Source organism: Massilia orientalis, assembly GCF_030411975.2.
Taxonomy (GTDB): domain Bacteria; phylum Pseudomonadota; class Gammaproteobacteria; order Burkholderiales; family Burkholderiaceae_D; genus Telluria; species Telluria orientalis.
The window spans coordinates 96675-110983 of sequence record NZ_JASNRB020000013.1; the positions used below are offsets into that span (position 1 = coordinate 96675).

At 62.6% G+C, this 14309-nt stretch carries 18 protein-coding genes; 12 read left to right on the top strand and 6 right to left on the bottom strand.

The annotated features are described in order from the left end of the window. Positions 1 to 90: 90 nt before the first annotated feature. Together QPK29_RS20785 and QPK29_RS20790 are read right to left on the bottom strand one after the other, a co-directional pair. Positions 91 to 444, bottom strand: coding sequence for an H-NS histone family protein (locus QPK29_RS20785; RefSeq protein WP_371770901.1), 354 nt, complete (start codon positions 442 to 444; stop codon positions 91 to 93). A 68-nt stretch (positions 445 to 512) separates the two neighbouring features. Beyond that, on the bottom strand, positions 513 to 1067 hold the full coding sequence (locus QPK29_RS20790; protein ID WP_371770902.1) for a hypothetical protein: 555 nt from the start codon (positions 1065 to 1067) through the stop codon (positions 513 to 515). A gap of 153 nt (positions 1068 to 1220) precedes the next feature. On the opposite strand from QPK29_RS20790, the gene QPK29_RS20795 reads away from it, so the two are divergent. The 5 genes from QPK29_RS20795 to QPK29_RS20815 all read left to right on the top strand — a co-directional run bounded on the left by QPK29_RS20795 (position 1221) and on the right by QPK29_RS20815 (position 5392). After that, positions 1221 to 1931 carry a hypothetical protein gene (locus QPK29_RS20795; RefSeq protein ID WP_371770903.1) on the top strand — a complete coding sequence of 237 codons (711 nt, stop codon included), beginning with the start codon at positions 1221 to 1223 and terminating at the stop codon, positions 1929 to 1931. A gap of 260 nt (positions 1932 to 2191) precedes the next feature. Further along, positions 2192 to 2395: a hypothetical protein gene (locus QPK29_RS20800; RefSeq protein WP_371770904.1), complete on the top strand. Its 204-nt coding sequence runs from the start codon at positions 2192 to 2194 to the stop codon at positions 2393 to 2395. Continuing rightward, positions 2395 to 3390 carry a deazapurine DNA modification protein DpdA family protein gene (locus QPK29_RS20805; protein ID WP_371770905.1) on the top strand — a complete coding sequence of 332 codons (996 nt, stop codon included), beginning with the start codon at positions 2395 to 2397 and terminating at the stop codon, positions 3388 to 3390. The genes QPK29_RS20800 and QPK29_RS20805 overlap by 1 nt, the downstream gene beginning before the upstream one ends. Then, complete coding sequence (locus tag QPK29_RS20810; protein ID WP_371770906.1) at positions 3387 to 4688, top strand: hypothetical protein; 1302 nt, start codon at positions 3387 to 3389, stop codon at positions 4686 to 4688. The genes QPK29_RS20805 and QPK29_RS20810 overlap by 4 nt, the downstream gene beginning before the upstream one ends. A gap of 68 nt (positions 4689 to 4756) precedes the next feature. Further along, positions 4757 to 5392: an N-acetylmuramoyl-L-alanine amidase gene (locus QPK29_RS20815; RefSeq protein ID WP_371770907.1), complete on the top strand. Its 636-nt coding sequence runs from the start codon at positions 4757 to 4759 to the stop codon at positions 5390 to 5392. A gap of 587 nt (positions 5393 to 5979) precedes the next feature. Here the strand turns inward: QPK29_RS20815 and QPK29_RS20820 are convergent. Both QPK29_RS20820 and QPK29_RS20825 read right to left on the bottom strand, forming a co-directional pair. Next, positions 5980 to 6216 (bottom strand): hypothetical protein, encoded by a 237-nt coding sequence (locus tag QPK29_RS20820; RefSeq protein ID WP_371770908.1) that lies wholly within the window; start codon positions 6214 to 6216, stop codon positions 5980 to 5982. A 279-nt stretch (positions 6217 to 6495) separates the two neighbouring features. Beyond that, a complete protein-coding gene (locus QPK29_RS20825) occupies positions 6496 to 6765 on the bottom strand; it encodes a hypothetical protein (protein WP_371770909.1) in 270 nt (89 codons plus the stop codon). A gap of 167 nt (positions 6766 to 6932) precedes the next feature. Here QPK29_RS20825 and QPK29_RS20830 point away from each other — a divergent pair, with 167 nt between their 5' ends. The 5 genes from QPK29_RS20830 to QPK29_RS20850 all read left to right on the top strand — a co-directional run bounded on the left by QPK29_RS20830 (position 6933) and on the right by QPK29_RS20850 (position 11744). Then, a complete protein-coding gene (locus tag QPK29_RS20830; protein ID WP_371770910.1) occupies positions 6933 to 8888 on the top strand; it encodes an adenine nucleotide alpha hydrolase family protein in 1956 nt (651 codons plus the stop codon). Between the two features lie 193 nt (positions 8889 to 9081). Further along, complete coding sequence (locus QPK29_RS20835; protein WP_371770911.1) at positions 9082 to 9615, top strand: DUF4262 domain-containing protein; 534 nt, start codon at positions 9082 to 9084, stop codon at positions 9613 to 9615. Continuing rightward, positions 9612 to 9926 (top strand): hypothetical protein, encoded by a 315-nt coding sequence (locus QPK29_RS20840; RefSeq protein WP_371770912.1) that lies wholly within the window; start codon positions 9612 to 9614, stop codon positions 9924 to 9926. The genes QPK29_RS20835 and QPK29_RS20840 overlap by 4 nt, the downstream gene beginning before the upstream one ends. A gap of 27 nt (positions 9927 to 9953) precedes the next feature. Next, positions 9954 to 10940 carry a coiled-coil domain-containing protein gene (locus QPK29_RS20845; RefSeq protein ID WP_371770913.1) on the top strand — a complete coding sequence of 329 codons (987 nt, stop codon included), beginning with the start codon at positions 9954 to 9956 and terminating at the stop codon, positions 10938 to 10940. Between the two features lie 453 nt (positions 10941 to 11393). Further along, positions 11394 to 11744: a hypothetical protein gene (locus tag QPK29_RS20850; RefSeq protein ID WP_371770914.1), complete on the top strand. Its 351-nt coding sequence runs from the start codon at positions 11394 to 11396 to the stop codon at positions 11742 to 11744. A 532-nt stretch (positions 11745 to 12276) separates the two neighbouring features. Here QPK29_RS20850 and QPK29_RS20855 read toward each other — a convergent pair. Both QPK29_RS20855 and QPK29_RS20860 read right to left on the bottom strand, forming a co-directional pair. Continuing rightward, a complete protein-coding gene (locus tag QPK29_RS20855) occupies positions 12277 to 12435 on the bottom strand; it encodes a hypothetical protein (protein ID WP_371770916.1) in 159 nt (52 codons plus the stop codon). Further along, complete coding sequence (locus QPK29_RS20860; RefSeq protein ID WP_371770917.1) at positions 12432 to 12791, bottom strand: hypothetical protein; 360 nt, start codon at positions 12789 to 12791, stop codon at positions 12432 to 12434. The genes QPK29_RS20855 and QPK29_RS20860 overlap by 4 nt, the downstream gene beginning before the upstream one ends. A 167-nt stretch (positions 12792 to 12958) precedes the next feature. Between QPK29_RS20860 and QPK29_RS20865 the strand changes: the two genes are divergently transcribed. Together QPK29_RS20865 and QPK29_RS20870 are read left to right on the top strand one after the other, a co-directional pair. Beyond that, on the top strand, positions 12959 to 13534 hold the full coding sequence (locus QPK29_RS20865; RefSeq protein ID WP_371770918.1) for a hypothetical protein: 576 nt from the start codon (positions 12959 to 12961) through the stop codon (positions 13532 to 13534). 128 nt (positions 13535 to 13662) lie between these two features. Then, positions 13663 to 14241 (top strand): hypothetical protein, encoded by a 579-nt coding sequence (locus QPK29_RS20870; RefSeq protein WP_371770919.1) that lies wholly within the window; start codon positions 13663 to 13665, stop codon positions 14239 to 14241. Positions 14242 to 14309 lie beyond the last annotated feature (68 nt).

Consider the following 14309-nt stretch of genomic DNA (forward strand, 5'->3'; position numbering starts at 1 on the left):
GGATGGAGCCCTGGTCCAGACAAAAAAAAGGAGCCGGGCGGCTCCTTCTTGTTTGGACAAAGGTTATTCCTTGCCGCGCTCAGTCGTTCATCAAGCCCTGATTCGCAGGTCATCGAGTTTGCCGCCCGCTGCCAGATGTTTCTCCACCCAGCCCGGCTGCCGGCCCCGGCCGGTCCACGTCTTCGACGCGTCATCCGGGTTCCGATAAAGCGGCTGCCCCTTGATGCCGGAGCTTGAGGCGCCTTGGACTTTCTTCGGCTTCTGATTGAGGACGCCAGTTTGCTCCAGCAGCTCCTGGACGCTCATATCGAGGGACTTGGCCATCTCCTGGATCTTCTCGCCCGCGCGTTGAACTTCCTGCTGTTTGGTAGCAGCGATTTGTTGGGCCACTTGTTGGCCTAATTCTTTGAGCTGGGCGAAATCCAGATTAAGCAGATCGATCATTGCGATGAAATGGTAGTTGAGTGGGTCGGACTTTTATTCTATCGGACCCGAACTCGATCTCGCCAGTATTAAACGGAAGGCGCCTGGGCTTCGCTATCGTAGTCCGAGCTATCTTCGATAGCCGGAGTCAGGATATCCCAGTCGATCGGGCCCGGAGCACCATGAACAGGAATTGTCGCGATCGAGCGGGGACGATCGGGCAGGTCCCAGCCGTCGTAATGATCGCGCCATGCGATCTCGGCATGCTCGCGCGAGATAGCGCGCACGATCAGGTCGACGTTGTCGCCATCGGGCGTCCTCGCGCTCACGTAGACCATTTCGGTTGCCTGCTTTTCCAGATCCGGATTGGTGACCAAAAACACAGCCATCTCGGTCGTATTCGGCATCGGCAGGCGCAGAGCGCTGAATAAGGCCAGCGTGATCGGGCGCTGGTCGCCGGCGGCGGCGATGCACTCCGCGGGGTTCGCTTCGTATTTCCGCAGCCAGGTCTTTGCGAAGGCGCCTGGATCGATATGGCGCGACTCGGCCGGGAGTAAGCGCCGGTACGCAGCGGCCAAGGTCTCAGGAGTGACCGTGCGCATCGGCGCGTCCGGCTCGGTAATGGGGTGAACAGGCTGGACCATTTCTCTTCCTTAAATGAGCGATAACGATTACCGCTTCTAGCCACCGAATATACGGTCGCCCAGCTTTCCCTCGCAAATCCTGCCCTTGCAACCACGCCTCTGACTGCTCCCTACACTAGCTCGCGTCAAGCAACCCTGATTTTGGAGCACACAATGGCGGACCAACACCCTGCACTCACCCTCGCTGGCCAGCACGTGACCGGCTCCCACAACACGACGCCAGCAGCTGGCGCTGGCCGATACATCGTCGGCGACTGGTCCCACATTTTCGCGGACGACGGGCCTGCTACCGACGTGCGCATCGTCTTCGATACCAACTCCCGGCGCCTGGTGGCCATGCAGATACACACTCATCGCGGCTACGTCGACGCCGGCCGCGCGCAGCTGGCCGACGTGCAGGACAGCCTTCTGACCGCAAACGCCCACGTCATCGAGTCGCCGGTGGTGGAGGGCTTCCACCTCGCGGCCGAGATGCCGGACTGGTCGGCGTCGGAGCGCCGCAACGCCGCGATCGTTCAGTTCGAGCGCGAGATCGCATTCAGCAAGGTACAGCATGGCCAGCTGATCGAGACCCTCGTGTTCGAACTCGAGGCCGGCAGCGACGAGGCAACGGACGAGTTTCGGTGGGATGTGGTGGACAGTGCCAAGAGCAACCTCGGCACTGCAGCGGCCAATGCCTCGACGGACGACGCAGCCGACCAGGAGGCTGCGATCGCCAATGCTGAGGCATGGGTCGCCGACCGGATCGCGAATGGCTCGCTCGCCGACATCGTTGCCACCTCGATCGCGCTGGGCAGCGCCGACGAGACCCAAGCGACCGTCTTCGATCTGCTGGCTGCGCCAGCGCCGACGGCCGCGCCATGACGTTCAACTCGCACAACTACCTTTTGGATCGAACATGACAAATAGCTTTTCCAAGCCGCCATTGCTCAAGCTCCTCGGAGGGATCGTTTCCGCTGGTGGGCCAAGTGGACATCCCCGAGCGCGTAGCTGGGGGTTAACGGCGATGTACCGCACCAGCTCGCGGGCTTTCTACTGGTGGACTGCTCGTACGATGATCGTAGGCTACCTCCTGGGAAAGCTGATCGAATGGGTTTTGGCGTGACGGCACCGGGAGGCGAGTGATGGCGACGACCTTGAACCGCAGCCAGCCGCGGCGCGACATCGAGCGCGGCGAGAACCAGGCCACCCTCCGCGCAATCATGACGGCACCGCCGATGTCGGCAACAGCACATGCGGCGATCGCGCGCCAGCGCACTGCGGCACGCCGTCGCGTTGAAGACGCCCGCGATCGTCGCGATCTGGCCGCCGAAGACTGGAGCGCGTGATGACGACACCTGCCCTCATCCGCGCAGGCGTGCCGCTGCCTGGCGGCCGGCTGGTCGAAATTGCCCGAGATGCGGGCCTGCCAGTGCTCTTCTCCGCCAACGCATTCATGCGGCGCGACCCGTCGGGAGAGATCTCCAGCGTGCGCATGGCCGATCGCGGCCTTTTCGGCGGGCTGGATGCCGCCCTTGACTCGGCCGGCTTCGTGGCGGCCGCGCGCTACCTGGGCTATCCGTGGTCCATCGAGCAATACCTGAACTTGGTCGATTCCTACGACTGGTCCTGGTACGCGTCGATGGATCATTGCGTCGAACCGGAGATCGCGGGCGATAAGGCGGGCGTCATGTTCCGCGTGGCCGAGACGGTGCGCATGTTTCGCGAGTTACGCCGCGCTGCCGCGGACCGCGGCCTGGGTGCGCCGATGCCGGTCCTGCAGGGTTGGACGCCCTCTCAGTACGTTTGGTGCGCGGATCGTATGCCTTTACTGGAGTGGCCGGAATTGATCGGAATCGGTTCAATGTGCCGTCGGAACCTGCATGGCGAGATCGGCGTCTTCGCCGTGATCGACGCGCTCGACAAGATCCTGCCCCCGCACACTCGCTTCCATTTATTTGGAGTCAAGGGGAAAAGCCTGGAGCACTTGGGCCAACATCCGCGCATCGCGAGTATCGACTCGATGGGATGGGACTTCGCCGCCCGCAAGGACCACCCGACCGGCCGGAACATGGAGCTTCGAGGGCAGTACATGCTCAACTGGGTCGAGCGTAACCGCGCTGCGGCTGCCGGCGCGCAGGTATCTCATACCCCGTCACTGCTCCCGGTGAAGGCGGAGACTGTCGACGAGCGCACGGGCGCCTGGCTCGACCTGGTGACGTCCAACGAGATCTGTGGGCCGGACGCGCGCTGGCACGCGATGCATGACATCGGGCAGCATGACTTCCTGGAAGAGGGCGACGAAGGCGAAGACGAAGAGCGCTGCGGAATGGGCATGGCATGAACGGCGGCCCGGTGATCAGCATCGAGCAGCTTCGCCAGGCCGTAGAGTCCTACCGGGAAGCGCACGGCCTCTTCCCGATCGCGGACGACGGGCAAGCGCTGCCCGGCCTCACATGGAGGACGATCGACCGCCGGCTTCGCGACGGACACCGAGGTTTGCCGGGCGCGACGTCGCTACGGAAATGGCTTGACGAGAACTACCAGGCCGAGCGTTACGTGGCGCCATACAGCAGCGCTAGCATGCGCGCCTGGGTCGTTACGCACCGCGAGGCCAATGGCGGCGCCTTCCCACACGTCGCTTCTGGCGAGATCCTCGGCGCCAATCGCACCTGGATGGACGTCAACGACGCACTGCGCAAGCGTCAGCTCGCGTTCACGAAAAGCGGCTCCCTGTCGTCATGGCTGGACGACCAGTTTCCCCTGGACCGAAAGAAGAAGGCGACACTGCTCACGGCAGACCTGATCATCAGCCTGGTGGAAGCCTACCGGGCTGAGCACGACGGTTCTTTCCCCTACCGGGAGTCTGGCAAGGTAGCGGGACTGAACATGACATGGACCCAACTGGACAACGCGCTGCGTCAGGGAGGTAAGAGTTTGGCAAAGTGGCTGGGCCGGCGCTATCCGGACTATGTCGAGGTATCGGAGCAGCGGCTGCGCGCCTGGGTCGATGAATACGCCTGCGCGAACGCACGTGCGCTTCCGAGCTTGGCATCTGGCGAGATCGCCGGTACCGGATGGACGTGGACGCAGGTCGACCGGGCATTTCGGAGAGGCGAATGGCGCTGGGCGCCGGCCGACAGCCTTTCTGCCTGGCTCGACGCTACTTTCCCGGCCGAGCGTATCCTGACGCCGGCGAACGTACGCATGTGGGTGGAGAACCACGTGACTCTGCATGGTTCCTTCCCGACGAAGGAAAGCACTACGCCGGTGGCCCCTGAAAGCGCCTGGACCTGGCCGAGGATTAACTCGGCGATGATAGCGGGCTCGTACAGCTGGAGGGAAAAGGCGACGCTGGCCGCCTGGCTAGACCGCCAGTATCCGGAATGCCGGATACTGGCGCCTGCCAATCTCCACGCCTGGGTGTCTGGCCACGCGGCCGCGCACGGCGACCATCCGACCCGTCACAGCCTCGAGCCGGCTGCGTACGGAGCGCACTGGAACTGGTTCGAGATCGATAAGGCCCTGCGGCGCGAAACCGGGGGATGGCAGGGCCGGACAACCTTGAGCGAGTGGATCGGCGCCAATGTCCAGCCTATCGAGGACGACCTGCAGGCGGCCGACATGCCTTCACCGGCCTGACTCTCACCTGCAGAGGTGATCGTGTCGTATCATGCGACAGTCGTGCGTCCCGACCACCTTAGAACAACATGAAACTGAAACTCGCCGCAGCAATTCTCCTGACGGACATGCTCGCCACTACTGCCGCCTCCGCTCGGATCAACGCGGTCTATGTCGACAAGGGTCTGCTTGGTCCGCGGCTTCCTGAAGCTGGCCAGCTCGCGGAACCATTCCTCGAGCACAAGCTTGCTGCCTACCTGACCGAGGCGCTCCAGGCCCGGCGCATCCGGGTGATTGAGGCGGCTAACGATCCATCGCCGACCCTGTTCGGTCGCGACACGCTCTACGTTTCGCTGTCATACACCCGAATTCCGGAGGGTACCGACAAACCGAACCGGTACCGGGGCTATGCTCTGTACGTCTCCCAGAAAGACCAGGTATTCGATAAGAGCCTGGCGTGCTCCTGGCAGGTCGCTCACGCCCTCTCCATCGCCGGCGAAAAGCCCTGGGCGGCACGCGCTGGCGCCGCGCCGACGCTGCTCGATCCGGCCGGCGTGCGCGGTTACGACCCGTTGACGGCGCCATCCTTCGTGAAAGGCCCGTCCGTTTTCCTGGAGGCGGGCGTGATGGTGAGTGAGGATGAAGTGGCGCGGCTGCAAGACCCCGCCACGCTACAAAAGATGGCGAGCGCGATCGCGGATGGAATTGACAGCTGCACGCTGTGAGGTTACGCGAATACTACACACCAGGCGAGCCGAGCATCGTTCGACTAACCCCTGTCGCCAGGTCATTACAGTGTTCTATGAATTGAACTCGCTCCTCAAGCGGTCTGTTCGCGATCTGGTTTAGGAGTCTCTTGCGTTGACCGGTATTCAGGTGCAGAATGCGTTCGATCAGATCGCTCTCAAGGGTCTCTGCAGCCGTGCTGCAAACCGTGGAAAGAAGATGTGCACCGGCGATGTCTTGCCACGGCACGGGATCGATTGCCTCGACCCTGTCAAAATGCTCACCGAAAGCGGTAGCCAAAGCCTTTACGCCCTCCGCGCTAGGACACTGTTCGTAGCGACCTCGTACGACTGAACCGTGGAGAAGGCGGCCGCCGAAGCGTCCATCCCCACGGTCCCACACGTACAAGACGCGTTCCACATTTTCAGACGTTGCTTCGTGACTCATCGCATTCCCTCTTTTAAACGATTTATATCATATAAACCGTTTATATCGTTATTACATATTTCGCTGAGCGAGCTTTAACACGCGTGAGGCTCGATCGTTCGGCGTGCTCTCCACGCATCACTGGGCCGCGCCAGTCCGGTTAGCTATCGAACTGTTGCTTGATCGTCCCACCGTCGGTGAAGTGAGACGTAACCGTGCTCGGCCCGCCGGCCGGCCGCCAATGAATGGGCCAGCTAAACCCTGCGTGCCCGTCAAGGGTCGTCCGCGCGCGCATCGAACGCAGGATGTCCGGCAGCTCTGATACGATCTGCTCGAAGTGCGCGTCGTCCGCAACGGCCAGCACGTCCTGTAGTGTTGCGAGTGGAATCGTCGACATCGCGTTCTCCCTACCTCCAGCCTACCAAGTCAGCAGGCACATCAATCCGGTAATGCAGCTGCATCTGCGTCCTGAAGTCATCCCATGCGGCAGGTCCAGCAGGCTCGTGGGTACAGTGCAAACATTGACTTCCGCCCGCCGTCTGTTCCGTCAACGTTCTGTGCACGTCCAATCCGAACCTTTTGCTAAAACGTCCGATGCAGGATCCGTCGGCAGCGTTTATCCAGACTGTATTCCCGTCAGATGAAACGTCGATGCAATAGTCGATGCCCTCGACCATCATTCACCGTGTTCCGGTAGTTCGGCGCGCATCGACGTTGTCAGCAGCACGATCCGAAGGGTTCCGTCAGCTTCCAATGTGTTCATCAGTTCACTGTCCACCTGCACGGCATCTGCCGCGCCGCCGCGCCGCTTGGGAGCGCTTAGCCACCAGCCAGACCCGCGGTTACGCAATTCGTGGCCGGCCTTCAGGCTCTCGATAATCTGTTCCTTCTCCATCTGGTTTTCCTTTGCGTGACGAATCACGCGTTTGACGTAGGGTGGTTGCACCGATTATCCCGGTGCCGCCTCAGGTCTCGCAAGCATTCCGTTCGCAGCGCGACGCTGCTATGCACAACAGTGCAACCACGCGGGCTCGTCCTTCCTACACTGGCGGACACAAACAAACGGCCCGGATAACACAAACACCGGGCCGCAATAACACAAACAGGCCGCCCATGAAGATCGAAACCCTCCAGTTCAGACCGCCTACCGCGGCCGCCATTTCCGACGTTCTGGCGCTGAAGTTGGCAGCAGCCGAGGATGCAATCTACCGCCTCTACAAGGCAGGCCATCCGGTGTATTACGGATATTCGGGCGGGAAGGACTCGGCCGTGATCACAGATATCGGTCTGCGCGCTGCGCGTCGATATAAGGCCGAGGGCGGCTATCCAATTTCAGTGGTTGGAACCAGCAACACGCTCATGGAAAATCCCGAAATCCAGGCACACTACAGTAGCGAGCTCAACAAGATGGGCAGGTACGCGCGCCGGCACGGCCTGGCCTTGCAAACGGCGATCATCGAGCCAACGCTGGCCTCTACCTTTCAGGTAAAAATTCTCACTGGCCGGGGCATCCCGAGCTTCGCGGGAGGCGAAGGTGACTGCACCTCGGATTTGAAGATTTCGGGGCAAATTCGGTTCCGTAAGAACCTGTTCGCGAACTGGATGAAGCAGGGTTTGCCGGAGCCAGTAACAGTGCTTGGGGTGCGTAGAGAGGAGTCGGTCATCCGCGCGAACCGCATGCGCGAGCGAGGCGACAGCGCGGTCGAGCCGGTGCGGAACAAGAACAAGGATCTCGTACTGTCTCCGATTGCAGACTGGTCCGAACTGGACGTGTTCGAACACCTCGGTAACGTCACCAACGGCTTTGTCGAATCCTATTCCGATTTCAAGGAGACGGATCGCATCTACGCGCACTCGGCCGGCACCAGCTGCTCGATTGTGGCGATGGACGTTCACGAGACACGCAAAAGTCCTGGCTGCGGCGCGCGCCACGGCTGCTGGGGATGTCAGAAGGCCGAAGATAAGAGCCTGGAAGCGATGATTGCCCACGACCCTCGTTATGAGTACGCCCGAGGCCTGAACAAGCTGAACAAACTGATCCGGGCAACGCGCTACGACTGGTCGCTTCGGCACTGGGTCGGCCGCACGATCCAGGGAGGCTATATCGAGGTTAAGCCGGACACCTATCACCCGAAGTTCATCCGCGACCTGACGCGCTATATGCTGCAGCTGGATTACGACGAGGAGGTGCGCGCGCGCCGCGCCGGCGAGCCGTCGAAGTTCCGCATCCTGCCGCTGGAGATGATGATCGCGATCGATGCCCTGCAGAGCCTGAACGGCCTGGCGAAGCCATTCCAGGTTTGGGCCGACCAACGCGACATCCGCCAGCGGAAGATCCGCTACGACATTCCCGATGTGCCTACGACGCCCCCGCAGCCGCTGCCTCCGACGAGATACCTTTACGTCGGCACCGAATGGGACGACGGCCTCAATTCGAACTGGCACGGTCTACGAGACGACTACCTAGAAGGGATCGTCGGAGAGACAGGCTGCCTGCTGCCCCTTCGTGAACTGAAGGGAGGCAAAATGGTCTGGGACATTCACCACGACCAGCAGTTCGGCATCGACCAGGAGGCGGCGATGATGATTGAAGACTTCGAGATCGAGAACCTGCTGGCGTACCACGACCGCGGTTTCGCCGCGACCTCCATAGGCTTTGCGTACAAATGGTATGCGCAATACGGGGTACTCACGCTCTCCCACGCGCAGCTCGCGAAACACGATGAGGTGCTGCGCCGCACGGCCTACAAGGACAGCCTGGGCCTGACTCTGGACTATTCGATTGGAGACCTGCTTGCGCAAACGGTCGCGTTCGAAGACCTCCCCGTTGAGGCGCAGCTGGCATGGAGCGAGCCGAAGAAGCCGAAGAAGGAGAAGAAGGGCAACAAAAAGGACGAGGCGGACGATGAGGCGCTCTCCCCCCGCTATATGGCCGTAGCGCCCGCCCCCGCGGCACCGCGTGGAGCCGGCGCGCCGGGCGGGCAGATCGCCCCCGATTGCGATGAAGATGCCCCCGACGACCTCGACTTGGTCGACGGTGGAGGGCCGCAGCTGCGCCTCTCACTGTGACGGCTCGGCCCCCTCGCCCTTCTTCCAGAATGCGCTGGGGATGCGGCGCCACCGAAATTCCTACGCGCGAGCCATCATTGTTTGACGCATCATTTACGTTAGGTGACTATACCACGTAACAATATTGCGGCATAATCAACCGGATATTCATTGGCCCAGCGCCTGCGCCAGGGCGCTTACAAAGGAGAGCGTGATGTCCGGAGATTTTATTTGGAACAATGTGCTGGACCAGATCGATGAGAGAGGCTGGGCCTGGTTGGCGATCGGGCCGGACGACGGCTCACTGTCGGACGAGGAGTTTCCCGCATATTGCTACACAGTTGGGCTCGCAGCAAAAGGCCTGCCAGATCTCATCATTATCGGCCTTGCGCCCCAAACCGCGTTCACAGTCGGCGACCAGCTTATCAATAAGGCTCTGGCCAACGCCGCCGGCACGCAAGCACCCCCCTTTGAAATGAATACCGATCTGCTGGAGGTATTTAAGGGCACACGCGCGATGCTGGTCGACGTGCCGCATGAACATGCCGCGAAGCGCACCCTTTTCGCTCTCGACTATGCCGAGGCGGTTTCCAAGCCGCTGCAGACCGTGCAGCTGCTCTGGCCGGACCGTCAAGGGCGCTTCCCATTCGAGGATGGTGTCGCCCCTACGTTCGCCGCAGCCCAACCTGTTCTGAAAAACATGCCCCCGCCCGCTCCCGGCTATGCGGAATCCCCCGTACTGCAATGACTGCCCCCGTTAAAATCGAATGCGTGCGCCTCCGCGGACTGTGGCTGCCCTGCGAGTATGAAACCTGCCAGGACAAGGTTATCATTCGATGTCTTGGCGATATCGACCGTGCGTGCCTGGATCTGCCCCGCCGACGTCTACCTCTGGACGAAGCGCTGGAGCAGTTCTTCGCCGCGGTACCAGAATCGCGCAAGATGGTCGTGCTGGTACCGCGCGACGGCGTGAGTCAAGACCGGTGGGCATGTAGACAGGCGCTCAAGCGTGACCTGGCCGCCGAGATCGAAGAACACCTGGCGTGCGCCGCTGCTTGAGGCGCGGCCGCCCCAACCTGAAAACCTATGACCGAACCGAATCGCTACGACCTCACCGACGCCACTCCGGGCAACTCGCGCGCCCTTGCGCGCCAGATTGCGGCTGAGATGGTGCAAAACCATGAGATCCCGACCGCGGAGGCCGTGCGCAAGCGAATCGTCGAGCGCACGCGCGGGGAGCTTAACCCCTCGGCGCTGACGATCCAGACCGAGATGAAGGCATGGTACGGAGAGGAGTTCTGGCCGACCTTCCACGCGATGGGTACCGTGCCGAAGGATTCCGAAGTGCCGGCCCAGGTGCGGGCGATCTTCCAGTCGTCGTTCCAGACGATAGCGGTGCAGCTGTTCGCCGCGGCGCGGACCAGCTTCGATGGCGAGCGCGAGGAATATCAGCGCCAGATCGCCGAGGCCGATCGCGTCGTGCAGGACCTGCAGCAGAAGCTCGGCGAGCAGGAGACGCACACGGGCGCGGCCCAGGAGCTCTTCGCGATCGAACAGCACAACCACGCGGACACAAGGCAGAAGCTGGAAGCGGCCGACGCCCAGGTCCGCGAGCTGGCCGTCAAGCTGCAGGCGGCGCACGAGCAGCAGGCCAAGCACGAGCAGCAGCTGAACGAGATTCGCACGTCGGAGCGCCAGCGCGCAGATACCCAAATCGAGGCCGCGCGCGCCGATGCCCAGCGCCACCTGCAAGAGATCGATAACCTGCGCCAGCGCGTCAAGGCCCAGGATCTGTCGCTGGCAAGTCAAACCGCCGAGAACCGCCGCCTCGGCCTCGAGCACGCGAAGATCGCCGCCGAGGCGACGGCGCTGGCGCAAGAGCTAAAGAACACTCAGGCTGCCAACGCCAAGGAGGTCGCGCGCCTGGCGGCCGCGCTGCAGGCGGCACAAGCCGGGACAGCCCAGGGCGAACGGATGAGGCCGGCGCTTCGGGCAGCTGGCGGAACGGTCGCGATTGCACGAGGTGCCGGCCGCACCAAGAAGTCCCTGCGCAAGCCCACACGTAATACCTGATTCCGCACCCGATCGCTTAGATCTTTGCAACCACGGCTGGCGCTGGCCAGCATACTGTTCGCTCACCTACCGTCAGCGAACAGTACTACCGTCAGCGAACAGTATGCAACAGCAACCAGCATCCCCAAAGCTCCATGTCCAGTGCGATACCGTCGACGACGTGCGCGCACGCGAGCTGCGCCAAGACCCGGCCGCACGCGACGTCGGCTTCGGCTGGCTGCGCATCGCACAGCAAGAGTACTTCCCCGACCGTGTCCTCCTGATGAGCGTTGTCACGCCAGTCTCCGTGACCTTCCGCCACGAAGGCTCGGGCGTTGACCGCATGCGCGCGTCGCTGACGGCCAGCGTCTACGCCTGCAGGAACCCCCAAGCAGTGCCCCGACGAAGATCCCGACGTCGACGAGATCGACGCCGCCACCTCCGCCCCATCCGCTTTCTAAAAGGACGATCACCATGTCACGCTACCGCAATTATGGCCAAGCCCGAGGAACCCGTACTTACCTGTCGCGCCGCGAGGAATTCGGCATGTCGGAGGAAGAGAAACACGCAGCCTACCTGCGGCGCAAGACCGCCGAGGAGGCCGCAAAAAAGGCTGGCGTCGGTCGGCCGCTCATGCCCTATATGCCGGCCGGCCCGACCGCGTGCGAGGTCGCGCGCGCGATGGCTGAAGAACAGGTGCAGGCCACCGCACCCCGCGCGGTCAGCGTCGCCCCTGCGCATCCAGTGCCGCAATCGGGCGACCTGTTCGCTGGCCTAGAGAGTGAGGAAGAGGAAGAAGAGCTGGGCGAGGTGCCGGCGCCCTAACGCGCTGTCGCTCTCCCGAACCGTCCAGGCCGCCGCCGGGCTTCATTCGAGGTCCGGCGTACCGCTCCGGCAAGACCGACATTTCTAAGAAACAGGGCTCCCGCGCCATATCCTCGCGAAACGCCTTCAGCACCAGCGACACCCCTTCTCCGAACGGCGAATCACCGTAAGCGCGCTGCAGCTGGTCGGCACGTAGCACCATCGTGCGTAGCAGGTGGATCTCCCACAGGGCTGCGTAGAGGTCATCGGACTGGTGGTCATATCGGATGCCCCGCGCCACGATCGCCCGTCACGGCCGTGGGGCGACGTGTTCCTCGTCCCCGTCACCGACGGCTTCCTGCGCTCCCGCCGGGCCGTGAATTTCCTCAAGCAGCCTTGCGGCCTCGCCGACAACATTCATGCCGCGCACCAGCGTCTGCCTGTCCAGTACATTCCCGAAGCGCATCAGGATGTCGTGATGCGCCGACGATACCCGCTCGATGGCGCTGAGGATCCGGATCGGCGAAACGCCCGCAGGAATGCCCCGCCCTTCCTATATGGCCAGCGCGCGATCGAGCAGCGCGCACGCCGACGCGAGCTGGGACTGGTCCGCATTAGCCTGCTCCAGCTTGGGCAGCATCTCGCTCAGCATCTGGACCAGATCCTTGTGCATGTCCACGACCAGATTGCCTGCCTGGATCTGCGCCCTCACGCCCTCATATCGCGGTTCTCCTCAACCACCAGCGTTGCCAGGATGCCGGCATTGTTCGCGCCATCGTCCGCGGCCGCCACGACCGCCGGCGCCGAGGCCTCTCGCAAGGTCGCGGCGACCGCCTTCGATTCGTCCTGCTCAGTGGTCAAGGCCAGCTGATCAAATTCAGACACGAGGGACAGCTGGCGCTGGCCAGGTCCATCACTGGCGCGCTCAAAGCCCGCAATCAGGCTCTCGATCAACGTTGCGCTGATCGGAGTGCCGGGGTTGGCTTGCCTGGCCTGGGCAAGGTTGCTGGCCAGGTAGGCCGCAAGCTCGGCCCTGCACGAGGTGCTGCTGGATGCGGTCGACGTCATAACAGTTCGCTCAAAAAGAATTTACGAAGGAGGCATAACGCACCTGCACCGCGTTGTGGGTGCAACCACGCCTCGCCCGCATCCTTACACTCGATTATCCCAGTGGCCGCCGGCCGCGATCGACCGTGAAACGTGGTGGTGTCACCACAAGAGAAAGGACTGCCCCCATGATGAATTTTGACCATCCGCACCTGTCTAGGCTGCCTCAGGGCTACGTCGCCTGGCGCGGCCGCTCGGTCGAGCATTTTGACTTTCGCGGTGATCAGGAAGGGTTTGCGCGCGCCGGCCGCGAGCTGGCCCAGCATTGTGAGATGCTCGAGGCGAAGGGTTTCCCGGTCACGGCGCGCACCTGCATGTTCAGGCCCCTGTTCCGTGAGGCCCCGGCCGGCACGCCCTGGCTGCAGGCCATGACGACTTACTACACCGTCTTGGCGGACAGCACCGGTCGCGCACGCCGCTGCATCTTCGGGCTTCCGGATCACGCTGCCGTGGCCGTGGGCGTCGACGATGGACTGCTCGCCCTCGAATACGGGTACGAATCGGACGCCGCTTTCGGCACCACCAATCTTCTGGACCAGTTGCAAAACGACGGGTTCCGCTCCTGCGACGCCTCGAACTGCAGCTATGACCGGCTCACCCAGCTCTTCGTCGAGGCCGGGCTGACGCCGGAGCTTGTGGCCGCCGTTTTGGCCGCGACCGTCCCGGAGCAAGCCGATAAACCGCACGCCGAATGCCCGGCCTAACACCCGGCCGCGCGATTACCAGTGAGTGCCATGACGGCCCTAGAGCTTACACAACGCAAAATGAAAAATACGACATCTTTATCGACACGGGATACCCATATCGACCAGCCGGCGGAAGGGATCGCACAATGATCTTCGATCATCCGCTGTTGACGCGCCTGCCCCAAGGCTACGTCGGCTGGCGCGGGCACCCGGTCGCGCGCCTGTCCAACCTTCAGCTACGCCCAGACGAATTCACGAAGGCCTGCCGCGAATTGGCCGAGCACTGCGAGATGCTCGAGGCCAAAGGCTTTCCTGTTACAGAGCGCACCTGCATGTTTAAGACACTCTTCCGCGAGGCGCCCGCCGACACGCCCTGGTTGCAGGTCATGATGTCCTACTACGACATCGTCGGCGACCTGATCACCCGTCGCGCGAGGCGTTTCATCTTCGAGATGCCGGGCGACACTGCAGTGGCGATCGGGACGGAGAAAGGTCAGCTCGTGACGGAATACGGGTACGAGACGGAGCTGGCCGTCGGCAGGACAAATCTGCTGCACCAGCTTCATGACCAAGGGCACCGCTCTTGCGGCGCCTGGTACTGCAGCTACCATCGATTTACCCAACTCGTCAGTGAAGCCGGCCTGACCCCAGAGCTGGTGGCCGCAGTGCTTTCCACGCCTGTTCCCGAGCAGCCCGAAGCACCACACAGAGAATGCCCGGCCTGACCCGCAGCCGCGCCGAAACCCTGGTGGCGCCCGGCGGGCGCCGCCCCTCATACGACAGGACATCAAAA